Genomic DNA, 20,607 nt, shown 5'->3' on the forward strand with positions numbered 1-20,607 from the left:
ACGGATACGCACACCAAAAGGGCGGCGACTGCCGCCCATTCGATGCGGCGTCAACGCCGCCCCCATGAGGTTCATCAACCCCGGTTCGAAATATCCGCAACCGAGGGCGATACCTCCGGTTTACTGACGGGTCAGGCGAAGGTTCTGGCCATTTTCGAAACGACGCAGCTGAGGATCGATCAACTCAAGATGCTGCGGGTCCACCTTCTCAAAGTAGTAGGTCTGCCCTTCACCATTGGGCGTCAGTTCATAGACCGTGGCGGTGGGATCGTTCTGGGTACCGCTGATCACGTCCCAGTTCCCCTGATAGTGCTCGGTCGGTGGGTTCTGAGGATGCTGGAGATATTCCGCATCCAGCGAGAAGGTACGCTGCGCTGCTGGCGCATCCTCGCTTCCCTTGAGATTGACTGTCAGCGCAATGCCCTTGCAGCTGCGGCATGGCAAAGTACCGGTATAAGTGGCAGCCTGGGATTGCACGGCGCCCGCTTCGGTTTCGCCACCGCTCTGGGTTCCTGTACCGGCACAGCCGGCAAGCAGCGCCAGCATGGCAGACCCTGCCAGCAACGTCCTGATCTGCATGAGCTTCCTCCTGATGCATGGAATAACACCGCCGTTGGGCTGGTGGCGTCCCAGCATAGCGCCATCACTACCGCATCGGCCAGTCGCAAAAACACCCCGGCTGGACCGGGGTGTCTGACAAGCGCCAGGGAATCGCTCAGTGATCGCCCTGCTGCTCAAGGAAGGGATAGTCGATGTAACCTTCCGCTCCGCCACCATAAAAGGTATCAGGATCGGGCTCATTAAGTGCTGCTCCGATCCGGAAACGCTCCGGCAGATCGGGGTTGGCAATGAAGGGACGACCGAACACGGCGGCATCGCCGATCCCGCGCTCGATCAGGTCTTCTTCACGCTCAGGCGTATAGTGACCGCAGAACAGCAGGGCACCACTTCTGAACCGGGCTCGCACGGCACGTCGGAAATCATCGGTCAGATGGATATCATCACCAGCCCAGTCCGGTTCGTTGATGTGCAGGTAGGCCAGGCCGCGCACGTTGAGCTGCTCGGCCATGTAATACATCATCGCCTCGGACTCATCGTCCTTGAGACCAAAGATCTCGATGAACGGTGACATGCGGATACCCACCCGGTCATAGCCATAAACGCTGGCCACGGCATCGACAATTTCGAGCACCACGCGAGCGCGGTTTTCCAGCGAACCACCATATCGATCAGTACGCTGATTCGAACCGGTCGCCATGAACTGCTGTAGCAGATAGGCATTGGCTGCATGGACCTCGACCATGTCAAAGCCGGCGCGTTTCGAACGAAGGGCTGCCTGCCGATAGCTTTCCACCAGCTCGGGAATCTCTTCGGTCTCCAGCGCTCGTGGCGTCGCCGCATCATCGCGGCCGGCAGTACCATCTTCGAATTCGACAAAGCACTGTGCACCTTCACCACGAATGGCACTCGGCGCTACCGGTTTCTGGCCATTCGGCTGAACACGCTCATTGGAAACCCGACCCACATGCCAGAGCTGCATGGCAATGCGACCGCCACGAGCATGAACGGCCTCGACGACATGCTTCCAGCCGGCTTCCTGCTCGTCGTTCCAGATACCGGGCGTGTAAACATAGCCGACTGCGGTAGGCGAAACATTGGTCGCCTCACAGATGATCAGCCCGGCGCCAGCACGCTGACCATAGTAGGTGGCATGCATATCACCGGGGATGCGATCAGGCATCCGTGCCCGGGTCAGCGGTGCCATGATAACGCGATTGGGGATCTCCAGAGAGCCCAGCTTCAGCGGTGTAAAAAGTGTCGAATGTGCCACACGAATCTCCTTGTCGATAACGTCCGGACATCACACTGTCCGCACAGTCTCTGTAGCGTGAGAGACGACATGGAGGTCATTAGCTGGCTTATCAACCATTGGGCCGAGATTCATTTCCCGAACCTGACCGAGCAGCACTGAATCCGTCAATCAGACGCTGTCGAAATTCATCCATGCGCCATGTCGCGGCACTGTCATCGGGTATCATGCCCCTGCTCCATCCCCATTGCTCAAAGGCCTGCAGAACTTCGCGATCACGGGTCATGAGATGCACCGGTACTTCGCGTGTGGCCTGATCACCGGTAATGATCGAGGCCGGCTGATGATCCCCCAGCGCCAGCACGACCAGATCATCATCGCCATATGTCGCAACAAAGGAACCCAGTGCCTGCAGCGAATAGTCAATCGCCTTGCGGTACTGGTGTCTTACCCGGTCGCTGTCCTGCCAAACAACCGAAGGTGGATCATTGGCATCGGCCCATTGGGAAAAGATGCGGCCCTCTCCCACTTTCTCCCATGGCACCATGGGTGGCACCGGCACCCAGGGCGCATGACTCGAGACCGTGGAAATCATTGCCATCAATGGCGGCCGATCATTACGCCCCAGTTCGAGACGCTGGAAGGCCGAGTACGTGTACTGATCCGGCATGGTGATCCAGTTGTACGGCTGCCCCTGATAGCCCAGGTTGCGTGCATCCAGAGTCTCTTGAAAGCCGAACCAGCGGCCGGCCGGCCAGTCTCCGGTAATGGCCGGTGACACATCGACCGTGTACCAGCCGGCTCGTTCGAACAGTCGGGTCAGCGGCACCTGCCGGCTGCCAATGATCCAGTTGTAGCGACGCTGGCTGTTGATCCAGAGCCCGGTCTGCAACGTGGTATGGGCCAGCCAGCTCTGACCGCCTACGGTAGGTGAGCGCACCCAGGCACTACGCGCCTGAAAACCGGCCCGATTCAGCTCTCTGTTCACCTCATGCAGCCGATGATCGATCTGCGGGGCATAGCGGGCATCCTCGAGCGCGGTACGACCATAGGACTCGATGAACACGACCACGATGTCCTTGCCGGCAAGCTTCGAGAACAGCTGCTCGGCAGGCCTGTCGCTGTCAGGATGCTGCGCGACTGCCTCGCGCAGCTCTGCCAACTCATGCAGGTTGTGCCAGGACTGATGGACATGTGCCACCACCAGTCTTGAAGAGTGCGCCGGCGAAGGGGGTGACAGGGCCGGCATCGAGTGTCCGATGGCCAGTGTCATGATCAGCCAGAGTGCATAAAGCCCTGCTGCCCACCGCCAGGCATATCGACCGGCATGGGTGTAAAGCGCTGCTCTTGCATGGCGGGCAATGCGCATCAGCGCACAACGAAGCAGCCATCCCAGCAGCAACGCTCCCGCCAGAATGCCGCTCAGCAACGCGGCTGCGGGCAAAACGCCTATGCTGGCACTGAGCAGATCCCATGCCGGTCCCAGCAGACGCCAGTCGGCAACCGGGTCAAAAATGCGCCAGTAGGCTATCAGAGCAATGACATCAGCCAGTTTGAAGAGTGTCAGCAGGGTCAATAGCAAGGCCAGCACGCTGCACACCAGCAGGCGCAGCGCACGGGGCACAAATGCCAGTAGCAGCACGATCAGAGGCAGCTCGACTGGTGCCCAGAATCCGCTCAGTGGCGTCAGCAGCGCCCGCTGGTGAGGCAGTGCCAACACCACGAACACAAGCGTCAGGGCAACGAATGTTCCCCCTGCCCTGCCGAACCGTCCTGTGACACCCATTCCCTTGCGATCTCCCCTGCCGGATTACTGATAGAAGCGGGACATCGCGCGGATCACCTGGAGCGCTGTCCGATGGTCGAGCTGAAAGTCATCAACCGGCCGGTTATGCAAATTGAAGGTCTGATAATTGCCCCCCGGATAGGCCTCGAGAATATGATGCCGGGTGCGGACGGCGTAATCCATATAACTTCCGATCAGCCACCAGCGCCGATGATCCTCGTTGAACAGTGACTGACCGATGCCGTAGGCCGAGGCAGGCCCATGGCATCCCAACACCTGCTGCATCAGTGTGGGCACAATATCCATGTGACTGGTCGTGCGATCGATGGTCATCGAGTCCTCGCCCGGCCAGTGAATCACCAGCGGCACATGCGTCTGGGCGTCGGTATAGTTGCTACCGTGTCCCCAGAAATTGCGATGATTGTCATTGAACTCCTCACCATGATCACTGGTGAAGATCACGATGGTGTGATCGAGCAGCCCCTGTTGTTTCAGGCGAGCCAGAATCTGCCCTATCAACCGATCATCATACAAAGCTGCCGTCTGATAACGGTTGTAAAAGGGTGTGGGATTGAAATCCGGCCCCAGTTCGAGATGTTGCACTTCCTGCCAGTAGGGCTGAAACGGATGGGGAAAATCCGGCGGCACGCTATAACCATGAACGGCGTCATAGAACAGAAAACCGAAAAACGGCTGTGGCTGGCCGTTAACCTTATCGGGACGATGCGCCAGATAATGCAGAAAATCCCGGGTAATTCGAGCATCACGCTGCCACGGCGTATCTCCGGGCGTAGTGGTACGCAGTCCCTGTACCGAAGAGAAGGCCGTACGATCGAAGGCAGGACTGGTCAGTGTGGCCGAGCCCAGTATCTTCATGTCGTACCCCTCGCGCTGGAACTGGCGCATCATGACGGGCGCACGCTGGCTTGAAGCAAAGGCATCCCAATAGGTGCTGGGCAAACCATAAAACAGACTGAACAGCCCTGCTTTGGTGGAATTCCCCCCCGAGAGATGATGATGAAAGCGCAAAATGTGCTCGCCCCGGGCAAAATCGGCAATATGGGGTGTCGCCCGAGGATTGAGCGTGTCAGCGCGCCAGGCATCAATACCAATAATGAGTACATTGGGGCGATGCTCGGGGCGATTACACTGAAGTGGTTGAGTCGGATAATCGAGTGCTTGCCTGCGATCGTGATGTACCCTGAGCTCTGTTGGACGATGATTGCGCTGCTGCTGCAGATCAACCCAGCCATGATCGGCAAAAAAGCGTTTGGCAGTGGCCGGATAGAACAGGGGCAGGACACGATCGAGTGAGGTAATACCACGGTTATAGTGCGCATCCGCCCAGGCGTGCCAGCCATGTACCAGCGGCAGCAGCATGATCGAGATCACGGCAAGCACCCAACCAACGCCACTGGCTCCCCGCGTCGCCAGACGTTCACACAATGCGGAAAAGCCCATCATGATGACCAGCAGGCCGATCACGCAAAGCACGGCAATCAGCCATGTCAGTAATGAAAAGGAGAATATTTCTCCACCTGCATGCAGCAGCAGATCGAAAATGAAACCGCTGAGGTGAAATCGGTATTGATCAAATATTTCGGTATCGATCAGTAGTGCCAGCTGTGCAAACGTGGCGAGCAGTATCGCCAGCGATCGGATCAATACAGGTCGGGGCAGTATCAATAGCAACGGCCATAGCACAAGCAGAGCCAGTGCCGAGAGGCTCAGAAAATGCGCAGGCAGCGCAAGAGCCATCCAGAGCCGATCACTTTCATCCTGAGGATCAGCCCAGCCCAACAGGCGCAGCGCGATCAGTGAAGCCAGCACACCATTGAAAAAAACGAACCAGTTGCTCCAGCGCCATAACGTCTTGCGTGATGCCCGCATCCAACGCCCCAGGATCAGCTTCCTGACAGCCATGTATCCCCTCGTTCCCGAAGCCGTCGCGGTTCACACGACAGCGTTTTGATTAGCCTGTTAATGATACGCCAGAATTCGGTGAAGGGAACCTTGCGCCTGTCCAGCACCGGGCGGCATCATGAAAATTGATTCATGACGATCGCATGAGCGATCACCGCCACTCATCTCGAGTTCGATCACCAATGAGCCAGTTCTGGAGTCCCGGGGTTCATCAACTGACCCCTTATGTGCCCGGCGAGCAACCTCGCCAGAAGCTGATCAAGCTGAATACCAACGAAAACCCCTGGCCACCGGCGCCGGGTGTCGAACGGGTGCTACGCAACTTCGAGATCGAGCGTCTGCGTCGCTACCCCGATCCGGAAGCCAGCATGCTGCGTGAAGCACTGGCTCGGGAATACTCGGTAGCCCCCGAGCAGGTTTTCGTCGGCAACGGCTCGGATGAAGTATTGGCTCTGGCATTTCAGGCCTTCTTTCTGCATGACGCGCCCCTGCTGATGCCGGAGATCAGCTACAGCTTCTATCCGGTCTATTGCCGCCTCTATGGTGTCGAGCAGCGCACTATCCCGCTGGATGAGCAGTGGCGTGTGGATCTGGACGGGTTCGAGGGTGAGCATGCAGGTATCGTGTTTGCCAACCCCAATGCGCCCACAGGTCATGGTCATGACCTTGAAAGCATCAAAAAGCTGCTCCAGCGCATGCGCGAGCGAGTGGTTCTGATCGATGAAGCCTATGCCGACTTCGGTGGCGAGAGTGCCGTCCCACTGATTGATGACCATCCCAACCTGCTGGTCACCGGCACCTTCTCCAAATCACGCAGTCTGGCGGGGCTGCGGATCGGCTTTGCCATCGGCTCAAGCGAACTGATCGAAGGTCTCGACCGAGTGAAGAACTCCTTCAACTCCTATCCGCTCGATATGATTGCTATAGAAGCCGGTATTGCGGCACTGGCAGATCGTGATTATTACGAGCACTGCCGACGGGCTGTCATGGCGACGCGCGAACATACCCGTCAAGCCCTGGAGGCCATGGGCTTTGAAGTACTTCCTTCACAGACCAATTTCCTGTTCGTACGCTCAACCCATCAGCCCGCCGCCGATATCTTTGCGGCCCTGCGTGAACACGGCATTCTGGTCAGGCATTTCAATACCGAACAGCTGAACGATTTTCTGCGGATTTCGATCGGCAGCGAGGCGGAGATGCAGGCCCTGATCGAGGCGCTGGGAGAGATCGGCGCCCGCTGAGGGCAGCCAGCCCGGCGCTGCCGCCGGGCTGCAGGCCGGTGTCGGACAGCAGGCCGCCGGGCCGGCTGTCGTGCGGACATGAAAAAGCCCCGACCATATGGCCGGGGCTCTCTCGGAAGGGGTGCCTGACGATGACCTAGTCTCGCATGGGGAAGCCCCACACTACCCTCGGCGCTGAGCGGTTTCACTGCCGAGTTCGGCATGGGATCGGGTGGGACCCGCTCGCTGTGGTCGTCAGGCAATTCGGTGGCCGGGTCGCCGCAGGGCGGCCCGACGAATTCGTGGATCATGCTGCGTGCTGCGTCTCGCGTATCCGGCACGTGTCATCACAGACCGCTTGGGCGTTATATGGTCAAGCCTCACGGGCAATTAGTACGCGTCAGCTCAATGCGTTGCCGCACTTACACACCGCGCCTATCGACCTCGTCGTCTTCGAGGGCCCTTCAGGGGGCGCAAGGCCCCGGGGAAGTCTCATCTTGAAGGGGGCTTCCCGCTTAGATGCCTTCAGCGGTTATCCCGTCCGGACCTGGCTACCCGGCGATGCCACGGGCGTGACAACCGGTACACCAGAGGTCCGTCCACTCCGGTCCTCTCGTACTAGGAGCAGCACTTCTCAAACTTCCGACGCCCACGGCAGATAGGGACCGAACTGTCTCACGACGTTCTAAACCCAGCTCGCGTACCACTTTAAATGGCGAACAGCCATACCCTTGGGACCGACTTCAGCCCCAGGATGTGATGAGCCGACATCGAGGTGCCAAACACCGCCGTCGATGTGAACTCTTGGGCGGTATCAGCCTGTTATCCCCGGAGTACCTTTTATCCGTTGAGCGATGGCCCTTCCATACAGAACCACCGGATCACTAGAACCTGCTTTCGCACCTGCTCGACGTGTCTGTCTCGCAGTCAAGCACCCTTGTGCTCTTGCACTCACTGCGCGATTTCCAACCGCGCTGAGGGTACCTTCGTGCTCCTCCGTTACGATTTGGGAGGAGACCGCCCCAGTCAAACTACCCACCACACACTGTCCTCGCACCGGCTCACGGTGCGGAGTTAGAACGCCGATGATGCAAGGCTGGTATTTCAAGGTTGGCTCCACCGCGGCTGGCGCCACGGTTTCACAGCCTCCCAGCTATCCTACACAAGCAACATCAGCGTCCAGTGTGAAGCTGTAGTAAAGGTTCACGGGGTCTTTCCGTCTGGCCGCGGGTACACAGCATCTTCACTGCGATTTCAATTTCACTGAGTCCCGGGTGGAGACAGCGTGGCCATCATTACGCCATTCGTGCAGGTCGGAACTTACCCGACAAGGAATTTCGCTACCTTAGGACCGTTATAGTTACGGCCGCCGTTTACCGGGGCTTCGATCAGGAGCTTCACCCCCGAAGGGGCTGACACCATCACTTAACCTTCCGGCACCGGGCAGGCGTCACACCCTATACGTCCGCTTGCGCGTTGGCAGAGTGCTGTGTTTTTAGTAAACAGTTGCAGCCACCTGGTCTCTTCGGCCGGTGTCCGCTCGAGCCGCGAGGGCTGTCACGGCCACCGGCGCACCTTCTCCCGAAGTTACGGTGCCATTTTGCCTAGTTCCTTCACCCGGGTTCTCTCAAGCGCCTTGGTATTCTCTACCTGACCACCTGTGTCGGTTTGGGGTACGGTCGCATGTGATCTGAAGCTTAGAGGCTTTTCCCGGAAGCGTGGCATCAGTGACTTCCACCCCGTGGGGTGTTCGTCTCGCATCTCGGCCGATGAGCGATCGGATTTGCCTGATCGCTCGGCCTACCTGCTTTCACCGGGGCAACCAACGCCCGGCTCACCTGGCCTTCTTCGTCCCCCCATCGCAATCACATCCGGTACGGGAATATTGACCCGTTTCCCATCGACTACGCCTTTCGGCCTCGCCTTAGGGGCCGACTCACCCTGCTCCGATTGACGTCGAACAGGAACCCTTGGTCTTCCGGCGGGGGAGGTTTTCACTCCCCTTATCGTTACTCATGTCAGCATTCGCACTTGTGATACCTCCAGCATGCCTCTCGACACACCTTCACAGGCCTACACAACGCTCCTCTACCGCGTGTCCGAAGACACGCCCGCAGCTTCGGTACCCGGTTTAGCCCCGTTACATCTTCCGCGCAGGCCGACTCGACCAGTGAGCTATTACGCTTTCTTTAAAGGATGGCTGCTTCTAAGCCAACCTCCTGGCTGTCTGAGCCTTCCCACATCGTTTCCCACTCAACCGGGATTTGGGGACCTTAGCTGGCGGTCCGGGTTGTTTCCCTCTTGACAACGGACGTTAGCACCCGCTGTCTGTCTCCCACGCTGTACTCACCGGTATTCGGAGTTTGCCTCGGTTTGGTAACCCGGGATGGGCCCCTAGCCGAAACAGTGCTCTACCCCCGGTGGTAATACGTGAGGCGCTACCCAAATAGCTTTCGAGGAGAACCAGCTATCTCCGGGCTTGATTAGCCTTTCACTCCGATCCACAGCTCATCCGAGTCCTTTTCAACGGACCCCGGTTCGGGCCTCCAGTCAGTGTTACCTGACCTTCACCCTGGCCATGGATAGATCGCCCGGTTTCGGGTCTGTATCCAGCGACTGCGCGCCCTGTTAAGACTCGGTTTCCCTGCGCCTCCCCTATGCGGTTAAGCTCGCCACTGAATACAAGTCGCTGACCCATTATACAAAAGGTACGCGGTCACCCTCCGAAGAAGGCTCCCACTGCTTGTACGCACACGGTTTCAGGATCTGTTTCACTCCCCTCACCGGGGTTCTTTTCGCCTTTCCCTCACGGTACTGGTTCACTATCGGTCAGCCAGGAGTATTTAGCCTTGGAGGATGGTCCCCCCGTCTTCAGTCAGGGTTTCACGTGCCCCGACCTACTCGATTTCACGACAATGGGATTTCGACTACGGGGCTGTCACCCGCTATGGCGTGCCTTTCCAGACACTTTGTCTATCCGTCATGCCGCTTAAGGGCTGCTCCCCGTTCGCTCGCCACTACTTGGGGAATCTCGGTTGATTTCTGTTCCTCGGGATACTTAGATGTTTCAGTTCTCCCGGTTCGCTTCCATGAGTTATGTATTGGCTCATGGATACTCATCTGATGATGAGTGGGTTTCCCCATTCGGAAATGCCCGGGTCGCAGGTTATTTGCCACCTCGCCGAGCCTTATCGCAGGCTGTCACGTCCTTCATCGCCTCTGGCTGCCTAGGCATCCACCGTGTGCGCTTCATCGCTTGACCATATAACCCCAAGGGGTCTGATCAGGATGACATACGATTCGCCGGATACGCTTGAGACGTATCACGTTTTGTCCGGATCGGCGGTCACGACACGAAGCGTGTGCTTCGGTGTTGCCGCCGACCGGAACAGTCAGCATGATCCACATTGTTAAAGAGCGTACTGTCGCAAAGCGACAGTCGGAAATCGGCTCGATGCTGTCATCGAATCGACTTGCGACTGTGCTTTCCTGCATATTCGGGTCAGTGGTGGAGCCAGGCGGGATCGAACCGCCGACCTCCTGCGTGCAAGGCAGGCGCTCTCCCAGCTGAGCTATGGCCCCTCTGACAATGCAATTCGTTTCTCGCGCGAAAGAAGGTATCGACGCATGGCCTGCCATGCGAGATGGCTTCTGACAATGCGAGAGACGAATTTGGTGGGTCTGGGCAGACTTGAACTGCCGACCTCACCCTTATCAGGGGTGCGCTCTAACCAACTGAGCTACAGACCCGAACAGTCTTCGCTCTATCCGATCAGGTAATTTGTTGTGGGCGCACTGGCTCACGCGGGCGGTTTGCGTTTAAGGAGGTGATCCAGCCGCAGGTTCCCCTACGGCTACCTTGTTACGACTTCACCCCAGTCGTGAACCACACCGTGGTGGTCGCCCTCCCGAAGGTTGGGCTAACCACTTCTGGTGCAGTCCACTCCCATGGTGTGACGGGCGGTGTGTACAAGGCCCGGGAACGTATTCACCGCGCCATTCTGATGCGCGATTACTAGCGATTCCGACTTCATGGAGTCGAGTTGCAGACTCCAATCCGGACTGAGGCGAGCTTTACGGGATTGGCTTCACGTCGCCGCTTCGCAACCCTTTGTACTCGCCATTGTAGCACGTGTGTAGCCCTGCCCGTAAGGGCCATGATGACTTGACGTCGTCCCCACCTTCCTCCGGTTTGTCACCGGCAGTCTCCCCAGAGTTCCCGGCCGGACCGCTGGCAAATGGGGATAGGGGTTGCGCTCGTTACGGGACTTAACCCAACATTTCACAACACGAGCTGACGACAGCCATGCAGCACCTGTCTCTGCGTTCCCGAGGGCACCCCGGAATCTCTTCCGGGTTCGCAGGATGTCAAGGGCAGGTAAGGTTCTTCGCGTTGCATCGAATTAAACCACATGCTCCACCGCTTGTGCGGGCCCCCGTCAATTCATTTGAGTTTTAGCCTTGCGGCCGTACTCCCCAGGCGGTCGACTTAGCGCGTTAACTGCGCCACCAGCCTCTCGAGGAGGCCAACGGCTGGTCGACATCGTTTACGGCATGGACTACCAGGGTATCTAATCCTGTTTGCTACCCATGCTTTCGCGCCTCAGCGTCAGTGTCAGTCCAGAAGGCCGCCTTCGCCACTGGTATTCCTCCCGATCTCTACGCATTTCACCGCTACACCGGGAATTCTACCTTCCTCTCCTGCACTCGAGCCTGCCCGTTCCGGATGCCGTTCCCGGGTTGAGCCCGGGGCTTTCACACCCGGCGTGACAGGCCGCCTACGCGCCCTTTACGCCCAGTAATTCCGATTAACGCTTGCACCCTCCGTATTACCGCGGCTGCTGGCACGGAGTTAGCCGGTGCTTCTTCTGCGGGTGATGTCCTTCGTGGCGGGTATTAACCGCCACGCCTTCTTCCCCGCTGAAAGTGCTTTACAACCCGAGGGCCTTCTTCACACACGCGGCATGGCTGGATCAGGCTTTCGCCCATTGTCCAATATTCCCCACTGCTGCCTCCCGTAGGAGTCCGGGCCGTGTCTCAGTCCCGGTGTGGCTGATCATTCTCTCAAACCAGCTACGGATCGCAGCCCTGGTGAGCCGTTACCTCACCAGCAAGCTAATCCGACATGGGCTCATCCGATAGCGCAAGGTCCGAAGATCCCCTGCTTTCTCCCGTAGGACGTATGCGGTATTAGCCCGGGTTTCCCCGGGTTATCCCCCACTACCGGGCAGATTCCCATGCATTACTCACCCGTCCGCCGCTCGCCGGCACCCCGAAGGGCCCGCTGCCGCTCGACTTGCATGTGTTAAGCCTGCCGCCAGCGTTCAATCTGAGCCATGATCAAACTCTTCAGTTGAAAGTCATGCGATCCTGACCGATGACCGAAACCATCGTGGCGGATCAATCCTGGCTCGAAAACGAAAACTCGCGATTTGACGAGTCGTCTGTTTCCGATGATGCTGTGCCGCACCGTCGTGAACCAGACGCCCACACAAATTACCTGATCGACTTGTTAAAGAGCGTTCCCGCCGTGGCCTGCGCCGTTTGCGAGAGAGTGAGCATTCTACTCACCGCCACCGAAATGTCAATGCCGATTTCGGTGGATGCTGCCGAAGCGAGACTTCGGGGAACAACCGATCGATTCGCAAAAACTTCAATCGAATCAGCTGTCTGCAGCTGCCGGCCCGGGTGGCTGTTGCCCTGTCCGTTGCCAGCGGATGCGTACTCTACGCCTCGCCGGCCGACCTGACAACCCCCGGCGTCAAAAAAATGACAGAGCGATGACAGCCTCGTCATTGTTATCGGGTGTAATCCTTTCAGCTCGAGAGACAGCCCTCGGCTTCCAGGGCGGCTTCCAGTTCAGCCACGCCCCGAACAAGACTGGCCTGCATGCCCAGCTGCCGAGCAGCTTCAACGCATTCAGGGTTGTCATCAAAGAAGTGAAACGCCTCGGCCGGTTGCCCCAGAGCTTGCATGACATGATCAAAGGCTTCGTGATCAGGCTTACGCAAGCCGATCTCATGAGAGACAAAGAGGTGCTCGACATGACGATCTATTTGCGACTGCTCAACAAAACGATTCCAGTGCATCGGGTTGTTGTTACTCAGCACAGCGCGGATGAAGGCAGGCCGAATGCGCTCCAGCAGCGCCATCGCTCCCTCGAAGGGGCCTGCCATCCAGCTATCAAAACGCGCAGCAAACTCTTCGCGTGACATATCCAGCCCCAGTGCCTCCACTGCCGGACCGGTAAATTCATGCACACTCGCCCGGCCGGTTTCGAATGGCACCAACGGTTCGAACTCCAACCAGAAACGGCGCGCCCGATCACGATCGAAGCGTCCTTCTGTCAGTTCTACCAACGGGGTCGTGCCATCCCAGTCGGCCAACACTCCACCTACATCAAACAGCAATACCTGTGGCGCCATTTCCCTTTCACCCATTCCCTGGTCAATTCCGAATCCAGCGAAGCACGTACATTCGAAATGCGCCAGTGACCAACCGTTAAAATACGCTTGCCCAAAGGGCATGAACCCGCGTTCCCAATGTTCCCAACGCCTGCCAGGAAGGCAGCCAGGGCAGCAACCCGGCCATCAGCAATAGCATGGCGACCGCCGTTGCCGGAGCATGATGATCATAAAGCTTCAGAGCAGTGCCAAAGGAGCGCTTCAGCCGACTACCGGCCAGGTCAATGCTGTAACACTCATCCAGCAACAGATGAATCAGCATACCCAACCCCATGGCAGCGCCCTGACACCACGCCTGCACGGGGGATTGATGCAACAGCTGAAAACCGGCAGCCGTAATCAGCAGTGACATCAGCATGACAGCCATCAAGGAATGCCAGATACCGCGATGAGTCGTCAGACGACGAAATACAAGACTGAGAGGATAGCGGACCGCCAGATACAGCCCCCCGGCCACGGCCACCAGGCGTGCCATGGACAATTGCGGTTGTAGTACCACCACGGCCGCGATCACGGCCAGTATTGCCAGCAGGGTAAAAATCAGGCGAATGGAGTGGGAGTGATCGGCATCAATGTCGGGCATGATCCCCCCCAGGGTGGTCAGTCCCCCCAGGGTGGCTGCATCAGAGAAGTGCCACAGGCCGGCCTGCCAGCCGAGCCCGGCGGTTATCGCACCCCCGAGCGCCGCGACCGTAATATGAGTTCGAAAATTGGCCATGACTTCACTACTGGATAAAAATCCAGATTTTGAAGCAAAAAACCTTTACCGACAATCGCTTGTGAACAACTTTAACTTTCTGTCGCAGCAGGCACGACAGAACGCTCGTTTCAGTGGTCGCTCTCTGCCATAAACTGATCCTTGAGACGGACATAATTGCCGGCCGAGTAACCGAAGAAGGCGTACTCTTCCTCTTTCAGCGCCCGCATCTGACGCGCCGGGTTGCCTGCATAGACGAAGCCGCGCTCAAGTCGTTTGCCGGGAGTCACCACCGCACCAGCTGCAATCAGTACCTCATCCTCGACGATGGCACCATCAAGCACAGTGGCCCCCATGCCAACCAGCACCTTCGAGCCGATGGTACAGCCATGCAGAATGGCCCGGTGGCCCACGGTGACATCATCGCCAATACTCAACGGATAGCCTTCAGGGCTGTACTCGCTGGCATGGGTGATATGCAGAATCGCACCATCCTGAATGCTGGTACGCGCCCCGATCCGGATACGATGCATATCCCCCCGGATAACCGCTGTTGGCCAGACGGAAGTATCGTCTCCCAGCACAACATCACCAATCACCACGCTGGCTTCATCAACCATGACTCGTTCTCCGAGACGTGGCGTCATGCCCTGAAAGGTTCGTATTGTCATGCCCTTCTCCTGATCCGAATTCGTATGTTCCATTTCAGCCGGCAGTCACCAGGGTGGCAATGAATACCACCGCCAGCAATGGAATGGCACTGAAGCGCGTTACTCCACGCCACACCGCGAAACCCAGAGGGCCAGCACCCAACCCCTTGAAGGCACGACCGCGCTCGAGGCGCCAGGCTGCAAACAACGCAATGAGCAAGCCACCGATCGGCATCATGATATCCGTTGGCAGGGCTGTCATGACATCAAACAGGCTCATGCCTGCGAGCGGCCGCACGCCGGCAAGAACGGAAAACGAAAGTGCGGACAATAACCCAAGCGCCCAGGCACTACCGCCAACCATCCATGCTGCCCGTCGACGGCGCCAGCCAGCGTCTTCAAGCATGGCTACCAGCGGTTCGGCCATATTGATCGAGGAGGTCCAGGTGGCTACCACCAGCACCCCCATGAAGGCACCCAGCCACAGTGACCCGCCCGGCCACTCGGCAAAGGCAATCGGCAGCGTTACGAATACCAGGCCTGGTCCCTGGGAAACAGTCATGTGCTGATCGAATACGACGGCGAAGATCGCCACCCCGGCCAGCAAGGCCACCAGCACATCCAGTACCGCGACCGTAAATACCACCGGCAACACGCGCTGACGCGCCGGCATACCGGCCCCATAAGCCATCAGTGAACAGGCTCCGGTCGCCAGGGTAAAGAAAGCATGTCCCATGGCGTTGAGTACGACACTCCCATTGATCTGCGAAAAATCGGGTGTCAGTAGCCAGCGTAATGCCGGCAGTACGCCATCGGTCATGAAGGCGACCATGATCACCAGGGCAATCAGCAGCACATAAAGTAGCGGCACCAGCCAGTTGTTCAGACGTACGATCCCGCTTCGTACACCGGCCGCAACAACGCCCAGTGTCATGATCATGAACAGGGTATGATCAGCCACCACCCGCCACGGGCTGGCCAGCAGTGCATCGAACGCCCTTCCAATGGCCTCGGGGGAACGACCGGCAAGCTGTCCGCTGAGTGACTGCACCGTATAGTCCAGTGCCCAGCCAGCCACCACCGAATAGAACGACAGCACCATCAGAAGCGTGGCACCACCCCAAAACGCCACCCACCCCCAGCGCGGTGAGACACCACTGCGCTCGGCCAGCCACCGCATGGATTGCAGTGGCGCTCGTCCTCCAGCACGTCCGATCATGATTTCGGCGGCCATGATCGGCAGCCCCAGGCACAACACAAAACCGGCGTAGAGCAATAGAAAGGCACTTCCGCCATGCTCGCCAGCCATATAGGGAAAGCGCCAGATATTGCCAAGCCCGACCGCAGCACCGGTCACGGCAAGAATAAAGGAGAGTCCGGATGTCCAGCCGCGCTGAGCGGTTTCCTGCTCGCTCACAGCGCCTGCCCCTGCTGGCCGGTACATTGAAAGCCCGTGTGGCTGCCCTCATGATTGATCGAATACGGGCTGTTCATCATGACGTCTTTTATTCCGTTTTCCTTCAGGTTCGAGGTTCCGAGTCCATGAACGCTTCCAGCGAGAATCCGCTACTACTGTCCCATCGCCTTCCACCCTTTGACACTCTCCGTCCCGACCACATCGAACCGGCCATCGAACAGCTGCTCGATGAGAATCGCAAGGCAATCGAGACACTGGTACAGCAAGGCGAGTGCAGCTGGACGGGTCTGGTGCAACCGCTGGAGACGCTCAACGACCGATTGTCGCAGGCATGGTCGCCGGTGTCCCACCTCAATTCCACCATGAACTCGCCGGAATTACGCGAGGCTTATCAGGCCTGTCTCGGAAAACTCTCGGCCTATAGCACCTGGCTTGGCCAGCATGAAGGGTTGTTCCGAGCCTTTGAGACTCTGCGAAAAAGTGACGAATTCGCGCGTCTGGATGACGCTCAACAGCGGTCGATAGACAATACACTGCGAGATTTCCGGTTGGCTGGCGTTGACCTCGATCCGGAACGCAAGGCTCGCTTTGGCGAAATTCAGGCGCGCCTCTCGGAGCTGGCCAACAGTTTTGCCAACAATGTGCTTGATGCCACTCAGGCGTGGCATCTCGATGTCGAGGCCGAGCGTTTGACAGGGTTACCCCAGAGCGCACTGGATACCCTGAGTGCCAATGCAGAGGCCAAGAGCATCGAAGGCTATCGCATCACCCTTGATTTCCCGAGCTTCTTCCCGGTTATGACTCATGCCAGTGATCGTGAGCTGCGCAAGACGGTGTATACCGCCTTTGTCACCCGCGCCTCCGAGCAGGGACCCAATGCCGGCATGCATGACAATTCCGAGATCATGGCGGAAATCGTCACCCTGCGGCAGGAACTGGCAAGACTGGTCGGCTTTGACACCTATGCGGACTATTCACTGGCGACCAAGATGGCTGAATCACCGCAGCAGGTTCTCGATTTCCTCAACGACCTGGCAGGTCGCGCCGTACCTCAGGCCCGGCAGGAATTCGAAGCGCTGGCGGCATTTGCTCGCGATGAGCTGGGGCTGGAGCAACTTGAGCCATGGGATATCGGTTATGCCAGCGAGCGACTGCGTGAAGCTCGCTACGCGCTCTCCCAGGAAGCCCTACGTCCCTGGTTTCCGGCACCGAAGGTTATCGAGGGGCTGTTCAAGGTGACCGGGCAACTGTTCGGCATCAGCTTTCGCGAAAACCTCGAGGCGCCGCGCTGGCATGAGGATGTTCGCTTCTACGACATTCTCGAAAATGGTGTACCGATTGCCGGCTTCTATCTTGATCTTTACGCCCGCGAAGGCAAGCGCGGTGGCGCATGGATGGATGAGTGTCGAGTGCGTCGCCGCCTCGATGACGACAGCATCCAGCTGCCGGTGGCTTATCTGACCTGCAACTTTACCCGGCCAATTGGCGGCAAACCTGCACTGCTGACGCATGATGAAGTGCTGACCCTGTTCCATGAGTTCGGGCATGGTTTGCATCATATGCTGACTCGTCAGGAAGTCGCGGATATTTCCGGGATCAATGGCGTGGCCTGGGATGCAGTCGAGCTGCCCAGTCAGTTCCTGGAGAACTTCTGCTGGGAGCGCGAAGGGCTGGACATGATCACCTCACATATCGAGACCGGCGAACCGCTACCGGATGAGGAACTGGCCAAGCTACAGGCAGCGCGCAACTTTCAGTCGGCCATGCAGATGGCACGCCAGCTCGAATTTTCGCTGTTTGATCTGCGTTTGCACCACGAACACGAAGCGCCTGCTGCTGACGATATTCAGCAGTTGCTCGATGAGGTCCGGCAGAGTGTGGCCGTAGTGCCCCAGGCGCCTTTCAACCGCTTCCAGCATGGTTTCAGTCATATCTTTGCTGGCGGTTATGCCGCCGGTTACTACAGCTACAAATGGGCGGAAGTACTCTCGGCCGATGCCTACTCTGCGTTTGAGGAAGCCATCAGTCCGGTGGATGCCGCCATCGGCCAACGCTTTCGTGAAGATATTCTCGAGCAGGGAGGCGCCCGGGACGCCGCCGAACTGTTCCGCCGGTTCCGTGGCCGCGATCCGCAAATCGAACCTCTGTTACGTCATTCGGGGATTGCCGAGGCGACGCCCGCCGAATAAGTCGTCCCCTGTTTTACCTATCGCCCCATTGACCTATTCGTTGGGCGGTCAGTCGATCGCCCGGGAGAGAGCATGAGTGATTCCACCCCAAAGCGCTTCATCGCCGGTGCGGTCTGTCCCCGGTGTGGCGCCATGGATCGTGTTCGCAGCTGGGAACAGCACGGTATTCGCTATCGGGACTGCGTCAGTTGCGATTTCTTCGAGCAGCTACCCATCGAGGAAGAGACGACCGATGAACTGGAGACCCGAGTCAACCGGATCCGTGAATCGCAGCGTCAAAACGACATGCAGACAGTGAAGATTCTCGATCCCGGCAAGCCCTCGGATTGAGCTGAATACCTTTCGAAAAGACAAACGCCCTGCCGGCTCATCGGCAGGGCGTTCATGGCATGGCAACAAGGCGGCTCACGCTGATCCATTGATTACGCCACAAGCCAGGCGAGCGCCGCCACCGCCCAGCTTCGGCGGCTCGTCATAAGTGTCTCCTCCCTCATGCACGATCACGGCATGCCCCATCAAATCGGACTCCTTCAGCCGCGGCGCCAGCATGGGGGTAGTGGCCTTGCCCTGAGGACCAATCATCAATACCGGCATATCACCCAGGTGACTCTGCTCGACATAAGGGCCGGCATGCGTATCGGTGCCTCCGGGATCGAAGTGACCGCCCGCAGCACCACCGGGTGTCGTTTTACCGTTATGGGTGGCAGGCCCACAGTCAGGGTTCTGATGAAGATGGAAACCGTGAAGTGTCCCGGCCGGCAGATCGTGAAGCGCCGGCTGGATCAGCAAACCATACCGACTCTCCTCGAAGGTCACCGTGCCAATCGACTCACCGATTCCCTGAGCGTCGAGCCTGTGCATTTCGACTGTCACATCGGCCAGTGCCGGGGCGGCACATCCCAGCAGTGCCAAACTCATCAGCCATCGTCTCATGTCCGCCTCTCCTTGCAGGTGAAGGGGTCCAGAGCATCAAATGCGCCCTGACCGTCATCCACAAGATTAGTCGAACATGATGAAAACAGGCTGAATCAACAGGCAGACACCTGCCTTTGGCCCAGCCCGAGATTCCCGAGAATGGCAAGACTCGCATCAGCCTGATTGAGCGTATAAAAGTGCAAGCCCGGCGCACCGCCCTCGACCAGTCGTTGACAGAGCGTGCTGACCACTTCTTCACCGAAGGCCCGGATACTTTCGCTGTCATCACCGTAGGCCTCGAGCTGTCTGCGAATCCAGCGCGGGATATCAGCGCCACACATATCGGAGAAGCGGGCCAGTTTGGTGAAGTTGGTGATCGGCATGATGCCCGGCACGATGGGGACATCGACACCGCGCCGGCGCACCTGCTCAACAAAATGGAAATATGCTTCAGCATTGAAGAAATACTGGGTGATGGCCATGTCTGCGCCGGCACGAACCTTGTCAACAAAGTGATCGATATCCTGCTCGAAACTCGACGCCTGGGGATGGCACTCGGGATAGGCGGCTACTGAAAGCCTGAAGTGATCGCCGGTTTCGTGACGAATGAAATCGACCAGATCACGCGCATAACGCAGCTCACCGCCCGCCAGGGTGCCTGATGGCATATCACCGCGCAGAGCAACGATTCGACTGATCCCGGCTTCCTGATAGCGGTGCAGCAGATCACGCAGCGATGCCTTGTCACTGGCCACACAGGAAAGATGTGGGGCGGTATTGATGCCGGTTTCGCGGACCTGACACACCGTGTCGAAAGTTGGCTCGCGCGTAGAGCCCCCGGCGCCAAAGGTCACCGAGAAGAAGGAAGGGTCCTGCTCTACCAGACGGTCACGCACCCCCATCAGCTTGTCGCGGCCGGCTTCGGTACGCGGCGGGAAGAATTCGAAGCTGGTGTGAAAGGCGGTACTCGTCATTGGCACACTCCCTGGGCAGAGGTAAACGGACAACCGGATTTACGGCATTCTGCCGCCTGCCCTGAACAGCTGCCAATGAAAGTTTCTCGCCCCGGGATACAATCTGCGTCATGTTGCATGCAGACCCATCAACACTCTGCACAATCAGCTCTTCAGGCAATAGTCTGACGAACAATAGTCATTAACTTTGGGTATAAAAAGGAGGTGACTCGCTTTGGCCCATGGGCATCCACATACTGATCCTCCCCGGGAAAACTTCATTTTCATGATGGCAATACTGCCATCGCGTTTCGGAAGTTTTCATGGCGTATGCAAAACGCTCCGGACGTATCCATGCGTAACAGTTCATGGCTGTAATTCAGCGACAATGGCATAGACGCTTCGCTTATTGACTTCTATCCTGTGCCAACCGCTGGCTCCGGCATCGTTACGTTGGAAAGAGCTACAACAATCATGACACGATAACGACGTCCATGAGGGCGTAGTTTTGCCTGTGAGATCACCTCATGAGTTACTGCCGGAACCGGGGTAAAGCCATCCATTTTTCAGCCTTAAGCCGTTG

Annotated in this window: 13 protein-coding genes, 2 tRNA genes and 3 rRNA genes; 3 read left to right on the top strand and 15 right to left on the bottom strand. The window is 58.0% G+C overall.

All coding sequences use genetic code 11. The features are described from left to right. Positions 1-120 precede the first annotated feature (120 nt). The 4 genes from FY550_RS14815 to FY550_RS14830 all read right to left on the bottom strand — a co-directional run bounded on the left by FY550_RS14815 (position 121) and on the right by FY550_RS14830 (position 5,519). Positions 121-579 (bottom strand): copper resistance protein NlpE N-terminal domain-containing protein, encoded by a 459-nt coding sequence (locus FY550_RS14815; RefSeq protein WP_070978021.1) that lies wholly within the window; start codon positions 577-579, stop codon positions 121-123. Between the two features lie 136 nt (positions 580-715). After that, positions 716-1,831 carry an alkene reductase gene (locus tag FY550_RS14820; RefSeq protein ID WP_070978020.1) on the bottom strand — a complete coding sequence of 372 codons (1,116 nt, stop codon included), beginning with the start codon at positions 1,829-1,831 and terminating at the stop codon, positions 716-718. Positions 1,832-1,922: 91 nt separating this feature from the next. Next, positions 1,923-3,596, bottom strand: coding sequence for an alkaline phosphatase family protein (locus tag FY550_RS14825; protein ID WP_070978019.1), 1,674 nt, complete (start codon positions 3,594-3,596; stop codon positions 1,923-1,925). Between the two features lie 24 nt (positions 3,597-3,620). Further along, the gene (locus FY550_RS14830) at positions 3,621-5,519 is read right to left on the bottom strand and encodes a DUF3413 domain-containing protein (protein ID WP_084388071.1); all 1,899 of its coding nucleotides are present in this window, start codon (positions 5,517-5,519) and stop codon (positions 3,621-3,623) included. Positions 5,520-5,701: 182 nt separating this feature from the next. On the opposite strand from FY550_RS14830, the gene hisC reads away from it, so the two are divergent. After that, complete coding sequence (hisC, locus tag FY550_RS14835; protein ID WP_149054634.1) at positions 5,702-6,760, top strand: histidinol-phosphate transaminase; 1,059 nt, start codon at positions 5,702-5,704, stop codon at positions 6,758-6,760. A 123-nt stretch (positions 6,761-6,883) separates the two neighbouring features. Here the strand turns inward: hisC and rrf are convergent. The 9 genes from rrf to FY550_RS14880 form a co-directional block, all read right to left on the bottom strand. Continuing rightward, positions 6,884-6,999, bottom strand: a 5S ribosomal RNA gene (rrf, locus tag FY550_RS14840). A gap of 109 nt (positions 7,000-7,108) precedes the next feature. Further along, positions 7,109-10,001: ribosomal RNA gene (locus FY550_RS14845) — 23S ribosomal RNA — on the bottom strand. A gap of 244 nt (positions 10,002-10,245) precedes the next feature. Beyond that, positions 10,246-10,321 (bottom strand) — tRNA-Ala (locus tag FY550_RS14850). A 91-nt stretch (positions 10,322-10,412) separates the two neighbouring features. After that, positions 10,413-10,489, bottom strand: a tRNA-Ile gene (locus FY550_RS14855). 70 nt (positions 10,490-10,559) lie between these two features. Beyond that, positions 10,560-12,095, bottom strand: a 16S ribosomal RNA gene (locus tag FY550_RS14860). Together the 16S, 23S and 5S rRNA genes with 2 tRNA genes alongside form the textbook arrangement of a ribosomal RNA operon. Positions 12,096-12,555: 460 nt before the next feature. Beyond that, positions 12,556-13,179, bottom strand: a complete 624-nt coding sequence (locus FY550_RS14865) for an HAD family hydrolase (RefSeq protein ID WP_070979476.1) — start codon at positions 13,177-13,179, stop codon at positions 12,556-12,558. A gap of 61 nt (positions 13,180-13,240) precedes the next feature. Continuing rightward, positions 13,241-13,921: a metal-dependent hydrolase gene (locus FY550_RS14870; RefSeq protein WP_070979478.1), complete on the bottom strand. Its 681-nt coding sequence runs from the start codon at positions 13,919-13,921 to the stop codon at positions 13,241-13,243. A 110-nt stretch (positions 13,922-14,031) separates the two neighbouring features. Next, a complete protein-coding gene (locus FY550_RS14875) occupies positions 14,032-14,571 on the bottom strand; it encodes a gamma carbonic anhydrase family protein (RefSeq protein WP_070979481.1) in 540 nt (179 codons plus the stop codon). A gap of 34 nt (positions 14,572-14,605) precedes the next feature. After that, complete coding sequence (locus tag FY550_RS14880) at positions 14,606-15,967, bottom strand: sodium-dependent transporter (RefSeq protein WP_233350222.1); 1,362 nt, start codon at positions 15,965-15,967, stop codon at positions 14,606-14,608. 125 nt (positions 15,968-16,092) lie between these two features. On the opposite strand from FY550_RS14880, the gene prlC reads away from it, so the two are divergent. Both prlC and FY550_RS14890 read left to right on the top strand, forming a co-directional pair. Then, positions 16,093-18,156 carry an oligopeptidase A gene (prlC, locus tag FY550_RS14885; protein WP_149054717.1) on the top strand — a complete coding sequence of 688 codons (2,064 nt, stop codon included), beginning with the start codon at positions 16,093-16,095 and terminating at the stop codon, positions 18,154-18,156. Between the two features lie 72 nt (positions 18,157-18,228). After that, the gene (locus FY550_RS14890) at positions 18,229-18,486 is read left to right on the top strand and encodes a YheV family putative zinc ribbon protein (RefSeq protein WP_070979486.1); all 258 of its coding nucleotides are present in this window, start codon (positions 18,229-18,231) and stop codon (positions 18,484-18,486) included. 75 nt (positions 18,487-18,561) lie between these two features. Here the strand turns inward: FY550_RS14890 and FY550_RS14895 are convergent, their stop codons facing one another. After that, a complete protein-coding gene (locus FY550_RS14895) occupies positions 18,562-19,089 on the bottom strand; it encodes a superoxide dismutase family protein (RefSeq protein ID WP_070979488.1) in 528 nt (175 codons plus the stop codon). Between the two features lie 95 nt (positions 19,090-19,184). Further along, entirely contained in the window at positions 19,185-20,045 is an 861-nt protein-coding gene (gene metF / locus FY550_RS14900) for a methylenetetrahydrofolate reductase [NAD(P)H] (RefSeq protein WP_070979490.1), read from the bottom strand. Between the last annotated feature and the right edge of the window lie 562 nt (positions 20,046-20,607).

The organism is Kushneria phosphatilytica (assembly GCF_008247605.1).
Classification (GTDB): Bacteria; Pseudomonadota; Gammaproteobacteria; order Pseudomonadales; family Halomonadaceae; genus Kushneria; species Kushneria phosphatilytica.